The organism is Lachnospira intestinalis (genome assembly GCF_040095895.1).
GTDB lineage: Bacteria > Bacillota > Clostridia > Lachnospirales > Lachnospiraceae > Lachnospira > Lachnospira intestinalis.
The window spans coordinates 14,701-39,296 of record NZ_JBBMFS010000007.1; the positions used below are offsets into that span (position 1 = coordinate 14,701).

At 37.5% G+C, this 24,596-nt stretch carries 20 protein-coding genes; 1 reads left to right on the forward strand and 19 read right to left on the reverse strand.

The window, feature by feature from the left end; all coding sequences use genetic code 11:
* Window positions 1–60: 60 nt before the first annotated feature.
* The 16 genes from WMO37_RS09040 to WMO37_RS09115 all read right to left on the reverse strand — a co-directional run bounded on the left by WMO37_RS09040 (window position 61) and on the right by WMO37_RS09115 (window position 20,929).
* On the reverse strand, window positions 61–1,044 hold the full coding sequence (locus WMO37_RS09040) for a helix-turn-helix transcriptional regulator (RefSeq protein ID WP_349154838.1): 984 nt from the start codon (window positions 1,042–1,044) through the stop codon (window positions 61–63).
* 100 nt (window positions 1,045–1,144) lie between these two features.
* Window positions 1,145–1,540 (reverse strand): TIR domain-containing protein, encoded by a 396-nt coding sequence (locus tag WMO37_RS09045; protein ID WP_278607804.1) that lies wholly within the window; start codon window positions 1,538–1,540, stop codon window positions 1,145–1,147.
* Window positions 1,541–1,558: 18 nt separating this feature from the next.
* Entirely contained in the window at window positions 1,559–1,984 is a 426-nt protein-coding gene (locus WMO37_RS09050; RefSeq protein ID WP_349154839.1) for a RipA family octameric membrane protein, read from the reverse strand.
* Between the two features lie 23 nt (window positions 1,985–2,007).
* Entirely contained in the window at window positions 2,008–4,038 is a 2,031-nt protein-coding gene (brxL, locus tag WMO37_RS09055) for a protease Lon-related BREX system protein BrxL (protein WP_117886558.1), read from the reverse strand.
* Between the two features lie 153 nt (window positions 4,039–4,191).
* Entirely contained in the window at window positions 4,192–5,373 is a 1,182-nt protein-coding gene (locus WMO37_RS09060) for a hypothetical protein (protein WP_349154840.1), read from the reverse strand.
* A 24-nt stretch (window positions 5,374–5,397) separates the two neighbouring features.
* Window positions 5,398–7,920 (reverse strand): BREX-1 system phosphatase PglZ type A, encoded by a 2,523-nt coding sequence (gene pglZ / locus WMO37_RS09065; protein ID WP_349154841.1) that lies wholly within the window; start codon window positions 7,918–7,920, stop codon window positions 5,398–5,400.
* 18 nt (window positions 7,921–7,938) lie between these two features.
* On the reverse strand, window positions 7,939–8,814 hold the full coding sequence (locus WMO37_RS09070) for an abortive infection family protein (RefSeq protein ID WP_349154842.1): 876 nt from the start codon (window positions 8,812–8,814) through the stop codon (window positions 7,939–7,941).
* Window positions 8,815–8,871: 57 nt separating this feature from the next.
* A complete protein-coding gene (locus WMO37_RS09075; protein ID WP_349154843.1) occupies window positions 8,872–9,906 on the reverse strand; it encodes a hypothetical protein in 1,035 nt (344 codons plus the stop codon).
* A gap of 15 nt (window positions 9,907–9,921) precedes the next feature.
* Window positions 9,922–10,680 carry an HNH endonuclease gene (locus WMO37_RS09080; RefSeq protein ID WP_349154844.1) on the reverse strand — a complete coding sequence of 253 codons (759 nt, stop codon included), beginning with the start codon at window positions 10,678–10,680 and terminating at the stop codon, window positions 9,922–9,924.
* 8 nt (window positions 10,681–10,688) lie between these two features.
* Window positions 10,689–14,411 carry a BREX-1 system adenine-specific DNA-methyltransferase PglX gene (pglX, locus tag WMO37_RS09085; protein WP_349154845.1) on the reverse strand — a complete coding sequence of 1,241 codons (3,723 nt, stop codon included), beginning with the start codon at window positions 14,409–14,411 and terminating at the stop codon, window positions 10,689–10,691.
* 22 nt (window positions 14,412–14,433) lie between these two features.
* Window positions 14,434–15,288, reverse strand: a complete 855-nt coding sequence (locus WMO37_RS09090; protein WP_278607800.1) for a hypothetical protein — start codon at window positions 15,286–15,288, stop codon at window positions 14,434–14,436.
* Window positions 15,289–15,299: 11 nt separating this feature from the next.
* A complete protein-coding gene (brxC, locus tag WMO37_RS09095) occupies window positions 15,300–18,917 on the reverse strand; it encodes a BREX system P-loop protein BrxC (protein ID WP_278607799.1) in 3,618 nt (1,205 codons plus the stop codon).
* Between the two features lie 13 nt (window positions 18,918–18,930).
* Window positions 18,931–19,506: a DUF1788 domain-containing protein gene (locus tag WMO37_RS09100; RefSeq protein ID WP_117886577.1), complete on the reverse strand. Its 576-nt coding sequence runs from the start codon at window positions 19,504–19,506 to the stop codon at window positions 18,931–18,933.
* Between the two features lie 3 nt (window positions 19,507–19,509).
* Window positions 19,510–20,112, reverse strand: coding sequence for a DUF1819 family protein (locus tag WMO37_RS09105; RefSeq protein WP_349154846.1), 603 nt, complete (start codon window positions 20,110–20,112; stop codon window positions 19,510–19,512).
* Window positions 20,113–20,186: 74 nt separating this feature from the next.
* Window positions 20,187–20,393: a helix-turn-helix domain-containing protein gene (locus WMO37_RS09110; RefSeq protein ID WP_101069754.1), complete on the reverse strand. Its 207-nt coding sequence runs from the start codon at window positions 20,391–20,393 to the stop codon at window positions 20,187–20,189.
* 200 nt (window positions 20,394–20,593) lie between these two features.
* Window positions 20,594–20,929: a helix-turn-helix domain-containing protein gene (locus WMO37_RS09115; RefSeq protein WP_055215124.1), complete on the reverse strand. Its 336-nt coding sequence runs from the start codon at window positions 20,927–20,929 to the stop codon at window positions 20,594–20,596.
* A 226-nt stretch (window positions 20,930–21,155) separates the two neighbouring features.
* On the opposite strand from WMO37_RS09115, the gene WMO37_RS09120 reads away from it, so the two are divergent.
* Window positions 21,156–21,608, forward strand: a complete 453-nt coding sequence (locus tag WMO37_RS09120) for a hypothetical protein (protein ID WP_349154847.1) — start codon at window positions 21,156–21,158, stop codon at window positions 21,606–21,608.
* 64 nt (window positions 21,609–21,672) lie between these two features.
* On the opposite strand, the gene WMO37_RS09125 is transcribed toward WMO37_RS09120, so the two are convergent.
* The 3 genes from WMO37_RS09125 to WMO37_RS09135 are packed head-to-tail and all read right to left on the reverse strand — an operon-like array spanning window position 21,673 to window position 24,591.
* Window positions 21,673–23,376 carry a lysozyme family protein gene (locus tag WMO37_RS09125; protein WP_349154848.1) on the reverse strand — a complete coding sequence of 568 codons (1,704 nt, stop codon included), beginning with the start codon at window positions 23,374–23,376 and terminating at the stop codon, window positions 21,673–21,675.
* A gap of 39 nt (window positions 23,377–23,415) precedes the next feature.
* Window positions 23,416–24,183: a class B sortase gene (gene srtB / locus WMO37_RS09130; RefSeq protein WP_349154849.1), complete on the reverse strand. Its 768-nt coding sequence runs from the start codon at window positions 24,181–24,183 to the stop codon at window positions 23,416–23,418.
* Window positions 24,184–24,189: 6 nt separating this feature from the next.
* The gene (locus tag WMO37_RS09135; protein WP_002594682.1) at window positions 24,190–24,591 is read right to left on the reverse strand and encodes a DUF6075 family protein; all 402 of its coding nucleotides are present in this window, start codon (window positions 24,589–24,591) and stop codon (window positions 24,190–24,192) included.
* Window positions 24,592–24,596 lie beyond the last annotated feature (5 nt).

Here is a 24,596-nt window from a genome sequence, read left to right on the forward strand (position 1 = left end):
ATCATTTTCATATTCATAATAATTGATTTTTCACACAAATTTTAAATCGTTTACGAATCACTACTCACTCTCCTGCATATCCTCATCGGCTTGTGAAATCATCTGTCTGTACTGTTCCTTCACATTTTCCGGTGCAAGTATCTGTACCTTGCCATTAAAGCCAAACACCCAACCGAAAAAGGTAGGACTGGCTGATACTTCGGTCTGTACTCTGAAGGAAGTCATATCATACGCAAGGGTTGTCACATCTTCTCCGAAACGGTCAACCATTGTTTTCATCAGACTATTATCACATCTTAAATCCACAAGAACTTTCTCGCCTGAGAACATAAAGAATACTTCCTTTGTGTAATTCTCAATATCAAAATCATCAGGCATAGAAATAATATCTTTATCCAATATCTCCGGCTTGGAAGCAATACGGTCTACCCTGAAATTGATAACCTTACTTTTCTTCTCAGAATATCCGAGAACATAATAATAGTCCCCACACCAGAGAAGTTTATACGGACTGAGCTTATATACTTCGCCCTTATTCTTCAGAACCTTCTTCTTTAATCCGGTATAATCGTAATACTGGAAAGAAATCTGTTTACTTGCATTGATAGCGTCATTTATAGCGTCGATGATGTAATATATCTGCTCATTATCGGGCTTAATGCGATTGACCACATAGTTATTACGCTTCAGCTTTGCCACCTGCCCCGGACTGGTCATCGTATGTATCTTCTCAATCAAAGTTTCGCTTTTCTTCTTGGTAATGAACTTCGATGACTCCACTGCGTCTATCAGCAGTTTCAGTTCTGGCAATTCAAACTTACGACTGGCTACAAAGTATTTGCTCTGAGTAGAATGGATAGTAACAATATCCATTCCAAACTCCTGAAGTGCAGCAATATCTTTTGTGACCGTCGTTCTATGTGCAGATATTCCGTATTCATCATTCAATATATTGATTAACTGAGTTGTGGAAAGAGGATTTTCTTCATCGGTTCTTTCCAGTAAAATCTTTTGTAAATATAAAATCCTTGGCTTTGTTTCCATAGCCTGCCCTTTCCAAATTTCTAATATGTATTATAACTCTCCTTAGCAACCATAGTTTTCTCATAACCTAATCGTTTATTCAGGAATATCATTTTCCAGTTTAATATCCTCTAATTGCTCTTACAATAGAGTCCGTATTCCATTTTACAATATCATTTGCAGCTCTTTTTACAACCAGTGATGTTCTTTCAGAAGCCCACGGCTCAATTGCAATGATTTTCTTCCCCATCTCTTGTGCCAGTTGAATCTCAATATTTATCCATTTGCTATAAGTTGAATAAACGCCTGCAAGAATCAAAACACAACTTGCGTGCTGCATTTGATTTCGAATAGCCGCCTTTAATTGATAATCATATGGTGCATTATGTATCGGGTCATCTTTAGGAACTGAATAATTCTTATAACTAAAATAAGCTTTTGAATCAAGTAGTCTAATCAAATCATTATATGTATTTGAATAATTCCAAGAGTGACTGATAAATAAATGGTATGTCATATAATCTCTCCTTTTTATTTAACAAAATTTCATGTAAACAATAGTAACAACAGCAACTCCATACAAAATGATGAACATTATTGGAAGGGTTCTCTCCAGCTTAGTACCATCTATATATTTTTTATTGTTTTTCAGTTTTTCCCACTCATCATTAAATGGCGTTACCGGAAGTCTCTTTTCGATAGTATTTATTACATTAAATTTCTCTGCATTAAGCAGCTTATAGTTTCTAATAAACAATAACCAAATAGCACAAACAACTATTCCTGCCACAAGGATAAACAAAGATTTTATATTCCACGTTATTGAAACGGCTGCAATTATCGCTAAGTTTAATGTAATAAAAATATTATTCATCGCATCTCTACGTTGACTAACTGAATTTGCCATTTCAACGCAAGTTTGCCATTGTGCTAATATAATTTCTGTTTTATCTTCTGCCACTTTCAATAAAACACCCTTTCTTTTTATTCCACACCCAACGCCTTATATACTGCATCTTCCGCACTGGAATAGAAAATCAAATTAAAGCAACCAATTAAATCCGATGGAACTGCTCCGATGTCTGCTGCTGATACGATAGGGAGCAAGACTTTCTTTGCCCCACTGTCCAAACATACCTGCAAGCTGTTTGCAAGTTCATCAACTTTGATAAGTGTTCCTGCAATACTGATTTCTCCAAGAACCGCAAGACTGCTTGCAACAGGTTTACCTAATGCCACTGAAGATAAAGCAATCAGTGTTGGCAATGCCAATTTGTCTGTCATACCAATGCCCTGCAAGTCTTGGTAATTGATGATATAATCCTTTGTCGTCGTACTGATAGAGCCACTGATACGGTTAGAATTGGCTTTCAGAAAATTAAATGCCGTGTTCGTTGCTTCTTTACATTTTCCATCAGAACCAAGACCTGAACGCTCAAATTTTCCATTACCCGGCATCATCTGAGATTCCAAACGGAATACACCAAGCATACCTGTTTTACCCTGAGCCACGGTATAGACTTGTCCCGGATTACACATTCCTTCCGGAATCAGCTTTCCACCGCCTTGCTCCGGTACGGATACATAGAATTCCTCAAATGTTTCATTATCAATGTATGAGAAATTCACATCATAGAACTCCATACCACCAAGTTTCTTTAACTGCTCTTTTACTCTGCGACGCATCTCAAGAGAAATCTTTAAAACTTCTTCCAGTTCTTCTTTTGTATATTCTCCATCAGGATAAAGCAGCTTAATAAATCCACCGACCATTTTTCTGACTGCAATCGTATCACGCTGATTTAAGTTCTTTCCAAGACGGAAATATTTATCAAGTGCATCTCCATACTGTTCTTTACGAAGTTCTCTGATAAACTCTGCAAGATAATCACTGATAAATCCATAATCATTTGTAAAGTGCTGCGGTCTGAATTTTGGAATTTCCCAACCCGGAATATAGCAATGCATACGGTCAAGGAATGCTGTATCTGTTCCCATTTCCGGTGGGAACGGAGCAAACAGACTTGATGTTTTCAACAGCACATCAACACTCTGGTTGATATTACCCACAAATACCATAGATGCAGAAGCAGATTTTTCTTCTTTTCCACGGGCAAAAGAACCGGAAGCCATATAATCTTTCATTATCTGGATACCGTCTTTATCTTTGAAATTGATACCTGCAACCTCATCAAAAGCAACACAATCCCACAAACCGACAAGACCAACTGTCTTTCTTGCCATATTGTAGAACAGATTTGCCACTGTTGTCTGACCACCGGAAACAAGAATACTGTTCGGTGAAATTTCTTTGTATAAATGAGATTTACCTGTACTTCTCGGTCCGAGTTCACACAAATTAAAATTATTTTCTACAAGCGGTAACATACGGGCAAGAAGCAGCCACTTTTCCCTTTCGGTCAGTGTATCCGGTTCCATACCGATAGAACGGAGCATTACGCTTATCCATTCATCTTTTGTAAATGCTTTTCTTCCTTGTTTCAGCTCATTGATGTCAACGTGTGGCATCTGAATCGGTGTCAATTTACGGATATGGATAGGAGAAGCATTCTTATCTTCCTCTATATATTCATATTCAAGTTGGACAATACACCAGATACCGCCACAAAGCAGGCGGTCAAATTTACTCGGATAATCTTCGCTAATCGGAATTGCTTTAATTCCAAGATTAGAAAACTCTGCTTCATAAGTATCTTTTTTAATATTCAGATTGACCGTAATCTTATCAATAACGGTATGACTTCCCCTCTGACGGAGCAATGAAAGGATTTTCTGTGCTTCGTCTGGTCGTACATAATTGTCTGCCAGTATTCTTTTTACATTCGCCACACCTTCTTCAATGATGGACGGGTCATCAGAACTGCAATACTGTCCAAGTAAAAATTCAAGCACATAAACCGGAACATTCGCACCTTCCTTGATGGATTTCGTCAAATCCTTACGGACAATCTTTCCATCAAAATAAGTACGGAGCTTTCTGTTTATATCACTCATCTCAGAAAAATTGGTGGTTTCTTCAAAGCTAAATGATGTGCTATTCTCAGTTACAATATTTTCCTCTGTTTCTACTTCTTCTATGCTTCCTTCATCATCTGCAAAATCAGCATAGCCCTGAGCTATATCTTTTTCAATGTTATCCATAATAATCTAATCCTCCTCATCGCACTTATCGGCAAGCTGCTCGATGATATGCAACATATATTCTTTCGCTATGCTGTCTTTTCCTAAGAAGTTATACTTTTCATCAAGATAATTCTCAATCTGAATCAGGATAGAAAAAATATTATTGACAATTCCAATCGGTTCATCAGTTGCGTCCGTTCCATAGAGCTGTCCACCCATTGTAAAAATCACGAGCCAAAATGAACCCAATGGATTACCTGATGAGAACATTGTTTTATAAAACTGCCCCATCTCCGTATTGTTAGCAATCTCTCTTACATATTGTTCCGGTGTTACACCAGTATGTATGCCTGAAAGTCTGACGGCATCATTCATCATTCTCAGTTTCACGGACTTTGGCTGTTTTGTCATCATTACAACATCGCAGATACAATTCAAAATCTGAAGTTCCAAATACGGAAGCAATTCTTCTTTTGAAATATCGTTTGTAATGTTTGACCTGTCAATCAAATCCTCATAGAAAAACTTCATTTCTTCTAATCGGTCTTCTATTGGTATCACACCAAGCCAGTCCACTTCCTTAATGGAAATCTCACGCACTTGGTTAATCTGATAATTTACACTGTCAATAAAGTTCTGACAGATTGTATTGGAAATATTACTGTCAGGATTTCCAAGAATCGAAAACCGCATAATGATTGACGTCGTATAATCAATCATATCCTGCAAATCTTTCTGCGTTCCGGATTTGTATAATGCACGAAAGAAGTTGACCCAAAAGCCACCTGCATAACTCTTACTTATAGATATGACATTTCGGAAATTGCCAACCTCTCCTCCGGTTCTCGCTGCACTTAAATATGCACTCTCCGAAAATGGAAAGCTCATATTATTGAAGTAAATCCTAATGATTTTACTCTGCTCTTTTGTCACTCTGCCCTGTCTTTCAATGACAAGAGCAAACGCATATAACGCAAGGTAGGTACTGCCTGAAGCTATCTCGTTCGGAATATATCGGCGTGACGCCTTTGTTACAACTTTTGATACAATATTGAATGCCCGTTCGCTATCACTGGCTATCTTTTCATAACATTCCTGATAAAACTTCTGTGTTTTAATCAGTCTTTTCTCTTTCTCTCTGCTCATATCCCGAACAGTCATTGCAACTGCAAAGGCTAAGGCATCAGAAAAGCCCCATCTTCCCATAAGGCGATACCCCCTTTTCAGATATTACCCGAAGAATCCAAAATCATCGGCAAATGCAATATCCATAATAATCTCGTGACGAAGAACTTCTATATCATTCTTATCGTCATAAGCAACCAAGTAGTATTTCTGTGATTTATCGTATTTCTTGTTCTTAAAGTTAAAGCGGAGTCTGAACATACGCTTCGTCGTATCTTTATCTTTCTTATCTGCAATAACAATATTCTCATTAGAAATCTTCTCGTTACTATCAGAAATGAAATATACTCGGTAACTTGTTTCTTTCACAACATCACTTACCGGCTCTGTCTGAACAAAATCGAGTGTCGTGATAAGATTTGTAATCTTTGAAGTCAGGCTTACAAGAGCAATCTCTGCGAGACTTGTTTCCTTTTTGCCCTTATCCACTTTCACATCAATCATTGGTACAAGCATTTCCTGCGGAGAGCAGCCGCCATGAACATAATTCTGTCCAGCTCCTGCAACCTTGAAAATATCTGAAGCAAGAGGGAACGATACAATACGCTCATCGACACTACCAAGTACCTTACCAACCGTTGTATGGCAAACGCCGTCTGCCTTGATTTCTTCGGCAGATATGGAATAACGCTGTCCAACACTGTTTGATTTTGAAGCAGCTCCGGCAATCTTATCGGTTGCCTGAATTTTATCTCTCTTATAAATAAATCCGTGGTCTGCTGTCACAATAAAATGATAAGTATTTGCCTGCGATGCAATCCTCTTTATCAAAGTATAAATTTCTTCGATTGCTTCTTCACAAGCGGTAAAGACTTCATTCTCAGAAGCCGCTTTATCTCCACGGGCATCTATCTGATTATGATAAATATACACAACGTCCTGTCCGGTAAAGATAGAACGAAGGTCTGCCTGCTTCATGGTTTTCATTGAATCGAACTGAACGCACTTACTGCTTATTTTATACTCTTTCAGAATAGCTTCCCTCTGCTCCGTGGAACTGCACGCTTTTCCGTCTACCAGTACATCATAAGACGGACTGTACTCAATCGTCTTATGCGGAAGCAGGGAAGCCATACCTAACGGTGTATAAGATGGAAGAACGCCTTGCATTGCTCCGATAGAAGCATTGCACTTCTCATCTGCCTGCATTTTTTCAAACAGCGTATGTGCAACCTCATAGCGGAGTGCATCGGATATAATAACAACAACTCTATCCTTTGAGTAATTGATGTGTCTTGCAAAGAAATCTCTCTGCAACGCAAGTCCTGTTTCTGCGTCTGCGTCTGCAAGTTCATTGTTCCAGTTCACTGTTATTCGGTTCAGATACTCATTGGTATAAATATTCTCAACCAGTTCCCTGATTTTTTCAAACTGCGTAGTATCTTCCAATTTATCAAAGTAAAAATAGAAGTATCTATAGTAGCGGTCAATCTTATAGGTTGTCTCCGTATATTCCTTAACTAAGTTTTTGATACCACTGACTGGCTGATACTTACCTTCAGCAATCATATCAAAGGCATTTTGAAGAATGAAATACTCACTGCGGAAGTTCTTTCCAAAATGTTGTTTCCTGCGTTCTACGCAAAGTTCCGGAATCGTCTTTCCATTCAACTTTGCTCCTATATCCTCATTCTCAAGTCTGCCGATAATCCAACTAATCAAAAGCTCATCAACACCTGCAAAGATATTGCAATCTACAAGTGTTTCGATTTCCATCTTCTCAAGATAATTTTTACCGTTGATTGCATTATAGATAATCTCTGAAATCTCATCAAAACGTGTACCATACAGATAACTGTTCATCAGGTTATCCATAAATGCAATGATATTACCGAATTTATAAGAAATAAATGGTTTCCAAGCCTGCGGCATATCCGTATGAATACTCTTAGCTGCATAAGTAACAAACATCGTGATAACCAATTTTTCAAGTGTTGGCTTCGGGTCATTATATCCAAATGCCACATCTGCCTGCTGCCAGAATGCAGAAAGCAAATCATACTTTTCAAACTCTGCAAGGTATTTATTATCCTGCAATCCATCGTCTGTCAAAATTGAACGCAACACTTCTTCAAAAGAAGCAGTCTTATCCTTGCAAAGAACGCTCATCAAGGCAACTTCTATCGTACTTCTGTTGAAATTTTCTATTTCCAAATCATAAAATTTCTGCGTTCTGTCTTTATTCGCAAAGAATTTAATATAATGCTGAATAACAGGCTTGTACCGTTCATCAATTCCTAAATCAAGAGTAAGCAAAGAAGCACGGTCGGCAAAAAATTCTTTGGAATATCGGATTGTATCTGCAAGATGATTATCCCTTATGCTCGGTTTCGCAAAAGGAGCATACACAAGGTAATTGGTTGTCGTATCCTCTCGTTCCAAGAAGTATTTAATATAGAACTGGTTGTCCGGCTCAAGATGTAGAACCTTTGCATTTTCCAATTCTATGCTGTCAATATCCTCCTGAAACTCCGCATTGGCATCATACCAAAACACAAGTTTACGGACATCACTTGCAAACTCACTATTTAATTTGTCTGTAATCTGTTTTAAGTTTAGTTCTGCCATAATATCTCCTAAAGACTTTTATTTATCATGAACTGATATCATATATTCGCAAAATGTGATTGCAGAGTTCATAACCAGTCTTGCTTCGCATTCTCTAATAGCTATTCTTCGGCTTCCAACTCCGTGAGCATCACTGTTGGCATTTCGCATTTCTGCAATAGATTGAACTATTTTTTCTAATCCGCTTAGCATATTATTAACTCGTTTGTCGTTTTCATTTCTCTGCTGCATATTAAACAATGATTTTACCTGATTGTATAATTTAAGCAAGTCGCCCTTTGAGATTTGCTCAACGTGGTTTTCTTCCAGTAGTTGAACAAGTATCTCTTCCATTGTGGTTCTTGATTTTGTTATGACACTGTCATAATTTCCCGAATTAAAATCATCATTGCACCGTTCTCTAAGTCCCTGAACATAAGGAATCGAACGTACATTTAGCTTTGGGGTTTCTATAACAGGGGCTTTGCCAACTCCAACAATCATAAAATGACCATTTATAAGCACAAGCTCCTTGCGGGATAATCGGATGCTATAATTGATATGTTCTATTGCCTTTTTCACAATTTGGCGATAAACCTCATCAACCTCATTCATATCAGCAATATCTTGTAAATTGGTAAACTGCTTTTCGCTAAATAGGAATCTAAACAGCTCATCACAACGCTGTTGTTCAATGGCATAATCAAGCAATTCTTCTACATAGCACCATCTACTTCCCCCAACAACATCTGTTAAACCAAACTCTGTACATAATGAACTCAGTTGTGTCGCTGTATAATATGGTAATCCATACTCTGTACCGTTATGCGTTACCAAAGACGGTCCATTTCCTTCCAAGAACTCGTATATTTCTTTTTTCTTAAGGACTTTAAAATTATCATCTTTTCCTGCCATAATCATTACCCCTGAACTTTTTTATCCTTCTCTTTTCCTAACTGATACTCGCTTTATTTAACTAAGTTCATATCCTATATATGCTTCATCTTCAGCGTATTTTTTTGCACACTGTGGACATAGCGATTTGAAATCTTCAGTATCTGTATCAGAAATTGCAGTTGTACATATCCCGTCTATATAAGGCATTTCATCTCCACATTCATCACAATAACATGACGTTTCTACTTCATAGCCACACACAAGGCATAACCATTTTCTATTTTGTAACATTATCATCGAATCATTTTCACATTGAGGGCATTCAAAAATTCTTGAATGAAGTAAATGTCTTCTTCTTCCAAATTCTCTAAGAATACCATATTGTGTTATGCAGTTTCTATCTGCCTTATGAAGCTCAGAATAATTGTCAAACTCTTCTCCACAAAACTTACACTTTATTTTTCCATTGCTTTCTAAAGCAAGGCTTTCTGTTCCGCAGTGTGGGCAACATACCTCCAAGTATTTACCATCTACATATTCTATCCTGAACCTATTTTCACTTTTTTCAAAATCCTTAACAATATCTTTTTTTCTTGCTTTATTAGCTGCAATATCTTCGTGTAAAAAATCTATATCGGCTGGTTCAATAATATTTTCATAATCCTCGAATTTTAGTCCCAAAATATCTCTGAAAATAAATTCAATCGCAGAAAAAGTTTTTGCCATAAGCTGCTTATGATATTCTCCATTTATGGAACATTTATAATGTTGAATTTGATTTCTAACACGACCAAGCTCATCAATATATGTTTCATATTGTTTTAAATCAACACCACATAATTTTTTTACTCTTTGAATTGCGTTTTTATATCCTACTGTTTGATTGTCATCATCTTGTAAATCTTTTACAGAATCAATATTTTCAAATAACAATGCCGGATGATTTCTTCTAAGTATTTCTTTAAGTAATAATTCAACACAATGAGCAGACAGAAGAATGCTAAATTTATATTGATTAGCATTATCTTCTTCATCGCCCTCGTTGTAATAATTCATTGCTTCCCTAAGTGAATCAAGAGCATTTTCTACCAACCCATATTCCAGTTCCATACAACACCTCTTATATTATTTCTTTGAAGGTGGAGTCCAACCTTCATCATAGCCAACAGTGTGAAGAAATGCTTTTTCTGTTCCCAATATCAGATATGTCTTTCCATCACGAACAACGATTGACCGATTCTGCTCGTCCTCCGTAAGTTGTAACGGTACAGATTCAATTATCCTTTTGTCACAACAACGCATATTTTCTAAACTAAATTGCTTCGTTTCATCATATTGTGTTAATATATGTTCTGCATCAAGAACAACTGACGGATACGGACAATCATAAAGCAACTTAATTGCATTGATGTAATGAATTTTTTCATTACTGTCTTTCATTACAATGTTAGCATTACAGCCTATGGTAACTTGATAACAATTCGTTGTAAAATCTTTAAACAAACTAACTGCTATATCATGCCTCATTAGTGCAGATTCCTTATCAAAATACTGCCCTTTTGCAACATTTCGGTTATGCTTAAGAAATTCCAAATTAGATATACGGCAATCACAATGGTTGTTATTCATGTGGTCAACCACATATCCCTTTTTAGTCATTTCTTCAAGCATTTCTTTTCCATACCACTTCTCCATAATATATCTATGTAATCCGCCACCCAGTGTCGCATTATATGGGTATCCTTTTTTCAAACTCCATACGTGACTCTTTATTTCGTCTACATAGTCTTCTCTGTATGTGGTTTCTACTACTTTATCCCAACCATCACGCATAATATAGAGTGTATTTCCATTTATCTCAAAGGTGTTTACGTTATTTTTCATTTTACACCTCAAATCTTCGCTAAAATCTGCATTTTCTTTCCATCGGCGGTCTGGACTTTTTCGTAATTGACTTTTACACCGTCATCAAGGTCGATGTCGATACGTGAAAGAGCCAAATGAGCGATTTTAGCATCATAGTCTTTGGTTTCCTTAATCTGTTTCTGGAGTTTTTCCTTTTGCTTTGTAGCGTTGGAAATTTCCTTGTTATCGTGGCTATTGTCTATAATTTCCTGCATACGAGCAATCTCTTTTTCATACACACGCTGAATACGATGCAGATACTCAACTCGAACATTACCAATGGTGTCTGCGTTCCAACGATGCATATAAACAAGAGCCTTAAATCCATTCTGCTTACCACTATCAAAAAGCCAATAAATCGGACGTTTCTGATAAGTCTTAATATGGTCTTTGATGAAATCTGTCAGGAAATAATTTCTGATTACTTCACGGCTTGTCTTTCCTTTATTACCAAGGGCATTCGCAATAAAATCAAGGTTTTCTTCAAGCGTATCTTCTCCGTAAACCTTTTTCAGCCAAGCACAAAACAGACCGACAATATCATCTTCAAAATATTCCTCGTCCGTAATTGGAATACAGTTATCCGCATCAGGTTCAAATGATAATTCTGTTGCAGTTTTCCAATCATCAGTATCATGGAATTTAGGATAATGATAATCCGCAAGAGATATACCTGCATAACTGCCTTCTATTGCTTCGCCATTTTTGTCTAATGCAGCCTGCCCTTTATACTTCCAATAAACATCATCGAAGTTTCCGCCTGCATATACAATCCCCTCACGTTCAAGAGAATAACGACCAAACATACAACCAACTGCATAAGAAATTAAACTCTTAATGTCCCTCTGCAAATCGGCTTTACGAACAGTTACATCTTTATCTTCTACTTCCGATGTTAATTCGTCCTGCAATCCGTAAATATCAATAAAAATGCGATTCAGTTCTTCTTCATTTGCTTTAAGCTGATCGAACCGTTCAACACATTCTTCTGACCACAATGCAAAAGCCGTTGACATTTTATTAGTAGAATAAGACACTAACGGATGCTTCTCAAAATCCCAAGATGTTTCAAAAGAATCCCAATCTTTTTTAGAAAGTTTTACTTGATGATTTACTATTGGTTCAACGCTATCACGCTCTGCTACAACAACTGGTAATTCAGCAATTCTCCCCGGTTTAAAATCTAATGTCTGAGATGTTACACCTAATACATATTTTGAAACGCAACTGTTCAATAATCCCAAAAAATACATAAGTAAATCATCATTCTTCAAATAAAGCATAGACCCTTTTGAATCGGCAAGTTTTCCTTGTGATGAAAAACGACACCCGAAATTTCCCGAACTGAGTGCAGTCCAAGAAATTCCCTGCCTGAATATATAATCCAAATTATAATTATGTGACCTGATTCTACCCGTTTTTTCGTCCTTAAAATTCATTATTTCAAAGCCGTCATTGTACCAATTTACAACATACTCATCATTGCCGTACCATTTTCTGAAATCTCCACCTTTATTATACGGGAACCATTTACAAGAACTTTGCACCGCATTATCTCTGGTTTTACAATTAGTTTTCATTCTATTTTTTTCAACTTCAAACCAATATCTCATAAAAAGGTCATTACTTCCCGTTGCCATACCTTCTCTTGTATTCCCATAGGTTGCGACAGATTGACTATGCTCAAATATTTTAAACATTATTTCCGAAACAAAATATGCAATAGGTTCATTGGGTATCTTATTAAACTCTTTAATATTAGCCTCATAAAAATAACCACAATCCTTATCCGTAATTGCTTCCAAAACTTTTTGTTTTTGAACTGCCATTCCACCTTTGAAATCAGACAGTCTGAAACACAACGCTTTCTCTGTTGCTCTCCCATTCTTTAAAACAAATGAGCAAATTGGTACGGTAGCTTCCTCAAATGCAGAGTATTCCATCTGTACCAAAGTAGTAATCGCTTTTATATCAATTATATATTTTCTTAATGCTTCATATGTCTTGATAAACAGCCATACAAACGGTGTCATAAATGCAGAATATCCATCTACTTTACAATAATCAAAGTTGCGGTAAATAAATACGCTAAACAAGTCGCCGGAATATACCTTATAATTATCAACAACAAATTTCTTTAACTGTCCTTCCAACTTATTCATATACGGCGGATTGGTACAAACAACAGCATACTTATTACTCATAATTTCAGCCTGTTTTGCAAGCTGTACCATCTGAGGAAGTATATCATTCAACCAAGCTGTTGAAAAAAGGTCTATCTGACCTGCACTGTTATCAAGGTTATTTAAATATGTAACAAATCCATTGTAGTCTTTCTTTTCTATCGTCTGTAATGTACCAATTTCCTGTGCGTCCTTATACACTTCAACTAAATATTCGCCAATTTTATTCTGTTCACTATCCGTTGTTAAACCATTACAAGCAAATTTATCAATAGAGTTACTTTCCTCAACAACTGCAAGATTATTGGATACACCTTTGGTTAATGCACGACGATTATAACTACGTGCTTTCATCATTACCGCAAAATACGCCAACTGATACGCACGCTTATCAATATCCATACCAAAAAGGTTATTTTCCACAATGCTTAATGCCGCATCTCTGTCGGAATATCCCACTTCACGGTAGATTTCCATAAGCACATCAAACGCATATACCAAAATATGTCCACTACCCATGCAAGGGTCAAAAAAGGTCAAATCAGTCGGATTGATTTTTTCATCAACATACTGGATTTCCCCGTTTTTAGGTGTGACGAAAAATTCCAGCTTTTCAGCCAACTTACTCTGTGGATTCCTTTCAATCCAATATCTTCCCAAAGAGTTGTCCACCATATAACGAACAACCCAATCTGTCGTAAACAACTGTGTTGCTGCTGGAATATCCGCTTTCTTTACTGTTCCTTTATAGATATTTACAATCTCGTCATGTTTCTTTGAAATATAATACTGATACAGCCAACCGATAATTTCAACCTGACCATCAGCCTTTATTTTTCCGTCATCAGTGTACATTTCATCGTTAATACGGAAGTCAACATCTTCAATATCGTTGATAAGATGATGAATAATCCCCTCTGGGTCCGTAAACGAAATTGTAAGAAGTAATTCCGAATAATCATCTGTCTTTTCAAACAGCTCCGGTAAAATATCGTGAAGCTTATTGCACTGCTTAATAAAAAGCATACGGAACAATTCATCCAGTTTATTATCGTCTTTTAACTGGATAATTCTGTCCTGCTCATAAGATGTAAATTCCAAATCGGTATCAAACGGTGTCGTTACTAAATCAGGCTCTTTCTTCGCCTTGTTCTCAGAAGAAAGCACACGAACACCAGAAGGCAAATAATCATTAACTTCCATAAAACGAATCGCAATCAAACGGTTGAACCAAGTATATGCTACTTCTTCAATCACATTTTCAAATGCTTCCTGATAACTTTTATAGCTGCGTTCTCTTGTTTGAATGGCTTTTACAAGAGCATCTCTCTGCTTAATTTCAACACCGGAGATTTTCATATAATCCTTTGTACCTACATCATAGAAATACGTATCACTTGTTGACTGCGGTAATTTCTCTACGATTCCATTCGCTGTAATACCAACTGTTCCGGCTTTATATTTAATATCTTCAATGAGCTTTTCTCTCGCCCACTCTGCAAATTTTCTTATTGCTGTTTTGTTCATCTTGCTCCTCCCAAAATACACTTTATACCTTCTCAACTTCATAAATTCGTACTATTTTATCAATCCTATCTTTTAATTCCTCAATAATAGCTTGACTGGTATAAATGATTTCTTCTCGCAATTTATATTTTTGTTTAATTTTTTCATTATCGTTGTATTTCTTGAAAAAATCATAATAGTAGGCTATATATTCTTCAGGAAGCATCTGCATTTCGATTACTGGCGTTCGATTTTTATATCTTTCTCCATCTATAATCACATTTAATGCAGAAGCATATATACATTTCAATTGACTATAAATTGGTTCAAACAGTCCATTTTCATAATCAATACACACTTCATCAGAATACATTCCCTCATTATTTAATAAACTCTTAATGGTTTTTTCATCAGCTACTTCTCCAACTATTTTTACAGGTTCTACAATCTCTTCTACTTCCCATTCATTTCCATCTCTATCGCTGTGATAACTTATACCATCAACGATACTTCCATATATCGCTTTATAACCATCTGTAAATATGTCCTCGATTATACTGCGTGCAATTCGTACTGGGTTAATATTATTATAGCCTTCTATTAACTGATATAAATCATTGCACTTTTTCTGTAATTCATCAGGAAATCCAAATTTATACGCATTATTTGCGATTTCTTTTAAAAGCTCAGCCTTTATTATTTCTTGAATATCCCAATCAAATTGCGAATATTTCTTTAGTTCATTTATCAATGGTTGATATATCTCATTTTTTCTCTCAATTGCAGTTGAAGATTCTTTCTTTCCTTTTATTACTCCTGCAAACCAACCGCCTACACCACCTATAATAAGCAATATAGTTCCAGAAATAACATCGCTCCATATTATATTCCAATCCATATTATTACCTTCTAGAACTCAATGTTAATAATTGTGTCCTCTTCCAGTGTATTCATCAATTTTTTTTCAAGTTCTGCAATGTACTTCTTAACATCTGCTTCATTCTCAAGCTGCCACGTAGCCGCATTGTTGATGGATTTAATACTGACTGTTTTCTTTCTTTTTACCTTTGGAGCAGGTACAGCCGGAGCAATCGTTTCTCCACCATAATTTCCGGTTTCTGCTACGTGAGCAGGCTGTTCTGCTGCAATGATTTTCGCTTCTTCTTTTTCAATCTCATTCAGACAGCGGACTTTGAGTGCGTCTGCTTCCACTTTGATATTTTGCAGCGTAGCCACATTATTACAGCTCATTGCCTTATCACTGATTTCTCTGAACAAATTTACATACTTATCCGCCAGTTTATCGTGGCATTTTTTGTTTTGCAGTTCTTCAAAGACACGCTGTCTTGCTTCCTGAATGGCATTATCTATCGGCTTCTGCATTTCGTTAAGGAGTTTGCTGTAAAGATTGATAAACGTGTCCAGTAAATCCGGTAATTTAAAGATTTCTGAATAAGGAACAGATTTCTTCAAAATAGACTTGATGTCCGCAACAACTGCTTCAATCTCACTATTTACAATGAATGTCTTACTGTCATCATAAATCTTCATCAGCTTCAGAGCTTTATCAAATATGCACTTTTGTTCTCCCCCAAAGAACTTCTTAACAGGCTCATAATCCTCAGCAAAATCGAGGAAATCATCTTTTTTATTGTCAATACCTGCAAAGAACTCATTGGAATATTTCATTTGCAGAACATCAGCCATCAGCTTTTTTCCAGAAGCAATAAGCTGTTTGCCCGGATATGCAGGCTGTGTCGCATAGTGAATATCCAATTTTTCAAGGTCATTCTTCAGATTTGATGCATAACCAAGAAAACTTCTCATAATCGCATCGTCATCATCACTTGCCGAAGTAACATTAAAGAGTTCTTTCATTACTGTACGGACAGATTTTTTCTGCTTTTCATTCGCTTTTACACGCTTCTCTGTCATCAGCTTTTCATTAAACTCTTTGCGTGTCAGATAACGGATAATTTCTTCCGTAGTCTTTGAAAACAATGTAACTGCATCGTTATTAACGAACATTGCAATTTCGCCGTCTTTGAACAACTTAGCAACAAGCCACTGTACATCAGCTTCTACAAAACCATACGGTGCTTTCAAGAAACGTTCCAGAATGGACTTCATAGAAGTTTTCATGTGACGCTGTGTGTTCAATGCAATATAGTCATTCACATCGTGCAAAGCCAATTCATTCTTTACAGTATTTGTACCTGCAAGTGTGAGCTGCTGTCCATTATTCTTAAATAATGTGCGAATATCCGACTCACTCATTGCCGTATCAATATAAGACAACTTATGATAAACAGTTGAAACTAGCTTGCCGAGGGCATCATTTATCTTGGAAGCAATTTCCTTTGCTCCACTCTGAATTTTATCGCCATTCACATAGATTTCTGCATTCTTCAAACTTTCTGAAAGGAATAACTTTGCAGCACCGTTTCTCTCACGCATTTCCACTTTCTTAGCTTCCTTAATGCTTTCAAACTGTGTAACTGCATTTGTTGCATCAAAGCGGATAAATTTTTCTATCTGCAAAGCAGAACGGATTTCATCAAGAAACGTTCTGTCGTCAGGCAATACTACAAGTACGCAACTTGACTGACCGGACAGAATTCTCATTGTTGTTTCATCTGCTCGCTCATCGCTGTTCGGAGTAAGGATTTTAAGTGTAATGTCATTATTCTGATTTGCCTTATATGGTTTATCATCAACAACCTGATTAAAAGCAAACGCATATCTTCCGTTGAATGCCGGATAGCGATACTTCTTTTCATCATAAAGACCGTCAAAAATCATCTCGGATACTTTGGCAATGACTTCTCCGGAATCTACATTTTGAGATTCAATCGCTCTGTTGATTTCCTGCTCCTCATCTGTCAGGAATACATAAATATCCCCGTTCTTCTGAACCAACGTCTGACGAACAAGACGTTTCAATGCATCTTCTACCTGCTGTGCAAGAGCCATACGGTCATCATTTACATTCGATACCATAAGACTTGTGATATTCTCAATATTTGCTTTGATTTCCTTAACGTACTTAATCATAAAGAGTGTTTTCAGTACATTAACATCAAAACATTCTTTTTCGTGATTTGGATTCAGATACTCATTATCTAAGGCACGGGAAATAACACCCTTATGAGAATGGTCAAGGAATTGCTCAAGGGCGTCATAGAACATATTAAATGGCACAATCGTTCCCGGCTCATCGTTCATAACTTTTACGGCAGATTCTTTAAACAACGCAAGCATAGAACGCTCGCCTTCTGCCAAATGCTTACCAGATGCACCGTGAGTACGAATGGAAGTCAGCACACTTCCAAGTAAATTAAACTGATATGGAATAAACGGATAGATATCCGCAAAATTTTCTCTGTCTGAATATAATTTCTTTTCAACACCATCGTTGAACAGAATCAGGTTTTTGATGACTGTTGCCTTATCATCATAAAGCAGTGTAAGCGTCTGTTTTCCTGCTTCGTTCTTTTCAAGGATTCTCTTTTTGATAACCTCATCTACATTGGCAGATGAAAGAGAAAGTCTAGTATCAAAACGTCCCTGAATTTTCGAGAAGTCATTTCCTTTTGTTTTTGTAATCGAATCAATATCCTGCTGACTTGTTACGATAATCCAAGCCTTGCCGCCGCAAGCAGTACCTAAATCTTCTGTTACAGTCTGAAGATTCAGCATCAGTTTGGAATCATCGCCTATGTACTGTCCAATCTCATCAATCAGGAATACGATATGATGATTGCTCTCTTTTTTATCAAGATATTTCTTAACAAGTCTGGCGAAATCCTCAACCTTATATGTATATTCTCCAGTAGCTTTCTCACACCAGTTTCTACCGGCTTCTATGCTCATAAATCCAATCTCATCAAGGACTTCTACCACATCGTCCTGAATGAAATCAAAGTCGCTGCGTGATTCCTCCCAAATAGAACCAAAGCTATCTTCAAATTTTTCTTTGAATAAATTGTACTTTCCTTCTTCTGTCAATTTGCGTTCCAAATCTGCAAGGAACGGATTAGAGCCACTAAATCCCTGCATTTCATTGAACACATTCTGCAATACGGAAACAATGGCAACCTTAGACTGTTTGCCATTCACTTCGCTTTTAGAGTCAATATTGAAAAGGACAACATCCGTCGGAATCGTACCTGCCAGTTTCATATCTGCAAGTACCATCTGGTCAGAAATTTTATTATCGTCGACGAAATAGTCAATCGCTTTCTTACCGCCAACTTCTTTATTTTCAAGGAGATAGGATAAAATCTTCAGGAAGTGAGATTTACCACTTCCAAAGAAGCCGGAAATCCACACGCCCATCTTGTCCGTATTTCCGATAATTCCTCTTTTGTAGCTTGCGAAGAAATCAGAAAAATGTTTCTGAAGTTCCCTTGTTACTACATATTCTTCAAGCTCTTGCTTAATATTTGCATCGTCATCTTGTCCAACTTTGATTACGCCTTTAATATCTCTGTCAATAGGCTTTGAAAACATATTCTTGATAATCATATTCCCTCTCCTCTTAATCCACGAGCTTAAATGCTCTGTAATAGTTATCGTCCTTTATCTCTCCAAACAGTACCAGTTCCTGACCGTCATAATTGCCCGGATAAAACAGCACTACCGGAACATTATCTATGACCTGATGTAAATTATTCAGTACCGTATGTGAACGCAATATCGGATAGCACTTTCCAATACCAGTAATAAACACAACCGCTTTCTCCGGCGTATTATCCCTGATATGATTCACTATCAGACTGTCTGATGATGTTATCCTCAGCATATTGCTGATGGATTTTGATACTCTCTCAAAGCCTTTTGTCTTTTCAAACTGATAACACTTTTCTAAATATCCTTTTTTGATAAGAATATCAATCATAATGTCGTAAAGGTCAAACACTACAACTTTGAAATCATCATCTGAGTTTTCACTTTTTTTCTTGATGTATTCTATCCTCTCACGGATATACAATTCTTTTTCAGCCGGATAATCAAAGATATAGTATCCGACTTCATTACCTAACCCTTTGTTCTCTCTAAACGAGGGTTTTTGTATCATTTCTTCTGCTTTATCTAATCGTTCATCAAGCGACATCATTTAGTCCACCCCCGTAATTGCTTTAATCATTGCACTCTCTCCACACGCTTCAAGATAACGCTCTAAAGCAATATCAAGAATTGGTGGCGTTATGGTTTTCTTCTTCTCAACAGCCGTTAAAAGGTTTGCATCAGTCAAATAGTTAAAATATATTGAGCGAAGCCTGCGTTTTGTACCATCTGTCCAAGCTGCAATATCTTCACTTTGAATTTCTTTATTCTTGAAAAAAATATTTACATCTGCGTCTTCGATTACTGGAATACCAAGTATATTTTTTTCACGGTACACTTCAAACATAAATTCAAAGAACAATCGGTCTGACCTGAGAATGGCAATCAAATTGATTACCTTTTGGGTTGCCAAGTCAGAAGTACAAAACAAGTCAATCAGTGTCTTATCCAATCTTTTGGCTCTATTCCAAATGTATCCATATATCCTTTTGGCTCGATACTCTTTTGCCGCACCAAAAAGATTTTCGTCTATACACATTTTTTTAATTTCTTCTTCGGACTTTCCATAGTCAATCAGCTTGATGACCTTCTTCATTTCAACAAACCAGAATGATTGGGAAATCAATCCTGCACTATATGTTTCTTCTACCATCTAATTCACCCTTTTGGTGGACATTAAGCCTTTTAATATCCAATTTTATTTTTTTACCGGAAGCTATGTTCCTTCTATTCGTCCAATATAACTTCACATATATCCCCAATATCACAATGGAACACTTTACAAATTCTCATCAGGACATCAAGAGATACTGTTTCGTTCTTATTCAACTTCGTCGCAACAGATGATGAAATTTCTGCTGCACGCATTAAATCCTGTCTTTTCATCTGATTATCAATCATAAGTTTTTGTAGTTTATTATAGCTTATTCTCATCTGTAACTCTCCTTTGTATTCTCCGTTTCTTCTGGTTACAGTTACTCGATTAACATCATACCATAAATAATCTACTTTTTCAAGATACGGACATTTATTCGCAACCCGTCATTGATTAGGTGTCATTTTTTGCTAACACCTAACAGTAAAGTAATTCAAAGCAAAAAAAAAGCTCGTCGATTAGGACGAACTTCTGTGTTTTATGGAAGTATTTGCTTTGATTGCTTTACAAGTGTATCTATGACTTCATAAATTCTGTTTCTATCTTCAGGAACAAGTTTTTCAAGCTTCTCATTCAGCATTGAGTTCTTGACTGTATATCCCGTTTCCAGAACATCTGTAAGAACCATATCTGATGATACACCTAAAGCATTTACTATCTTTATGAAAGTTTCGAGTGACGGAATTTTCTCTCCACGCTCAACCATACCAATATAATTTGTTGTCAAATCTGTTTTCTCAGCCAAATCTTCTTGGCGTAATTTCCTCGCAAGTCGGAACTTTCTTATATTCTTGCCGATTGTATCGAGCTTCATCACATCACCTCCCTCAGTGTGTTTCCATAACTAATAGTATAGGTTAAGTCGATTTCAAATCACACGCACCCAAAGGAAGTCAAACCAACCATTAGTGATGATTACCAACTATTTTTATGTTATACTATAAAAGTAGTAATTCACGATTGTTAATGGCAAAAGACAAATCACAACCCAAGAGCCAAGTCAAACAATCTCCATAGAATAAACTTAGGGGTAAAAAGGAATGGACAAACAAAAGATAATATTCAGTAATCGGTTTGAAAAAGAGAAATTTGAGGATTACAAAACAGATTTTGGAACTGGCAACGCAATCACTCCCGACTTTACGGAAGCTGATGATTTTTTGAAATTTATACAGAAAAACCGCAGAAGTGTTCCAAGTAAAGAGCGAATTGCTGACAAGGACAAATTCATCAAGACGGTTTACGAGCTATCCAATAGCTTTGGAATTGACGCTGACCTGATAGAATTTGCCGAGGGATATATCGCTAACATCTATGTAGATTATGCCTGCTACACTGGATATATCAAGAAGCTATTAGCAATTCTTTTTATCCTTGCCGATGATATTTCCTTTTTAGACGGCAGTAAAGAAAATGCCGATATGCTTTTTAGCTTCACTTATCACACACATCATATTTTCCTAAAAGACAGAGAAACAACCGATTTCTCATAATGTACCCGATGGCTACTCAACTGAGCAGCCATCTTTTCAATTTTCCAGACACCGTCTGGAATTTTTAATATGCCGGAATACCGTATCCATAGATATTGCTGCTTCCGACTGCGTACTGTCTTTGCTTGCAGGCGTCGCCTGAGTTGCCCTCTACGGTACAAACTGTGCCATTCTCACACTTCTCTACGATACCAACGTGGTCTGTTGTACCGTCGCCCTCCCAATCAAAGAAGATAATATCTCCTGTCTTTGGTTCATATGTGCGGTCTTGCCATTTTCCATTTGATTTAAACCAGTTTGCACCATCCACGCAACCTGCAAATTTCGGAACAAGTCCGCTTTCAATATATCCGCATTGGTCAGCACACCAAGATACGAAGCAGGCACACCATTCCACTCGGCTGTCAAAACCGTACCAACTCCAGTAAGGTTGTCCGCCCTGATTACCTAACTGTGTCAAGGCAACCTCAACAATCGCCTGATTACCTCCGGCAGTAAAGGCTCGTCCATACGGATAGTACCTCAGAACATGAGCGACATACTGCGTATCTCCATAACTGCTCCAACCAAGTTTGGAAGCCTGCATTGTCGAAAATTCTACCGCATTGGCATAGGAATATCCACCGTAATTCGTTTTTGCCCAAGAAATATACCCATTACCGAAATTGTAGCCTTGCAGGGCAAGTTTGATATGCTCCATATCTATCGGACTTTCCACCCCTGCCGAGGTAAGAGCCGCTTTCAATTCCTGAACTCCACACTGGATAGAATATTCAGGGTCTTTAATTCCATTGGGTTCGTGTGGATACTTCGTATTGAAACTTCCTTCTGCTGCCTGCATAGGGTCAAGTCCCCTACCGCCGCTTTCCTGCATCATAACCGCCTTGATAAGTTCTACATACTCAGGAATGCCGTACTCTTTGGCATATTTCTGTATGATAGGTTCATAGGCTTCTACCTCTGCACTTACCGGAGTATAGGAATTACTGTCACTTCCTCCTCCAAACATTGCTACGGCAGCACCAAACAATACGACAATCATAATAATCAGCACCGCTATCCAACCGCCTGCTGCGATTGCTGCTACAAGTGCTTTTGTCCCTGCAATAATCGCTTTGACTGTCGCAACAGTAGCTTTCGCTGTGGCTTTAACGGTATCTGCTGTGGCTTTCGCCGCTTTCTTTGCCGTCTGAGCTGCTTTCTGTGTTGCTTTGGCTGTTGTTTTTACTGTTTTCTGTGCTATAATGGCAGCTTCTTTTGTGGTCTTAATAGAAGTCTTTGCCGTTTGTTCTGCGGTCTTGACCGACCTTTGAACAGTATTGGTTGCACCTTTCGATACGGTCTTGACTGTCGTATTTCCTGCCGACCTTGCAGACTGTTTAATTGTTTTCTCCGTACGCTCCAGAGTTCGGATGCTCCGTTTTCCGACAGGATTGACCGATTGTTTCTGAAGCTGTTTCTCTGCACGCTTGGTCTTGAAATTCTCAATTCCCGTTTTGGCTTTCTGATAATTCTGTCTTGTTTCACGCACACCCCATCTGCCGACTTTATCTGCACGGTATGCTGTTTCGTGAACAGTCCTATCCGTTGCTGCTTCGATTTTATCAGAAGCATATTCCTCTGCGGAATTTTCCGAAGCATTCGTGGAATGTTCTGCCTTATCTTTCGTCATCACATAGGCTTTCTTCATTCGCTCCGTGGCAACTGCTGCCTTATTTATGGTCTTGATTGTACCTTTGCTTGTATCTCTTGTTTTTATATCAGCCATCGGTTTCCTCCTTTCTCGAAAAATAATAGAGAGTGGGGGTTAATCCACTCTCTTAGCGACAACAACAAGCCTGCCATTGTTTCTTGAATATTCACAAGTAGAAAGAGAAATAAGCTTGTCGCCATACTCTGCCGATACTCCGGTATCATACAAAGAAAGTTCCTTGCACTTAGCAACATACGCATCAAACTCTGTCGCATTTTCTGTGTCCGTAAACTCATAATACTTAAAGCTATCGGAGCTGTTTGTATAAACAACCGTCTTAAAGACTGCAATCACTTCATACTGGTGTCTGTCCGTCAGTGTATCAAAAGTAATATCCTTATGTTCTTCCCAAAAGCTTTTATTTCTGTACTTCATCAGTCCCGTAAACATAGAACCGTCATTCATGTGGTGTCCGTAAATAATGATGTTGTCTGAAGGTTTCTGCACATCACAATTTTCCTGCACATATGGACAGCCATAAGCAGAATAGGTCTTATCAAACTTGTGCTTCAGGTAGAAGTTCGGCTCATTTACAGACTGCACGACCGGATAGTTGATATTGGTATCCTCAACCTTTATCCAACCCACCATATCCTCATTCTGCCGATAGAGTTCAAGATATTCCGCAAGATAGTCCTTATCTTCCGAAAACGTCACGCCCTCATTTTCCTTTGGCGGCTCGTCCTCCACAATCTCCGCAAGGTTATCATAGACTTCATTCTGCTTGGCAGAGTCAATGTGATTACGGATAATAAAGAAGGTGCTTACAGACAACACTACCGTAAACACCACCGCAATAATAATATAGATTTTTCTGCTCATTTTCTCTTACCTTTCCATATCGTTTCTCTTAGGTGGAGTCAAATCTCTGCAATACTCCGGATACCTCAACTTGATACCCTCCATAAAATACGGAGCATATCCGCAACAGAACAGTTCCTCCGGTGTATAGAGATTTTCCCTGCCTTCTTCCGTAAATCCATTCCAGAGATTAAAGGCAAGGTGGCAGACCTTGACTGTGCCACTTGTCTGCCAACCGCCGTGCATACCTTCCGGTATGATACAGTCCCTCTTGAAATCAAACATCTTTCCGATGTTCATTCTCGTTTCTTCTGAAATACCCATCACATAGAAAAATGCTCTGTGATAGCAGTCATTGACTTTACACTTATCCAGATTTTCCAATACAAAATCTCTGTGTGCAGCATTGCGAAATTGAATTTTAGACATTATAA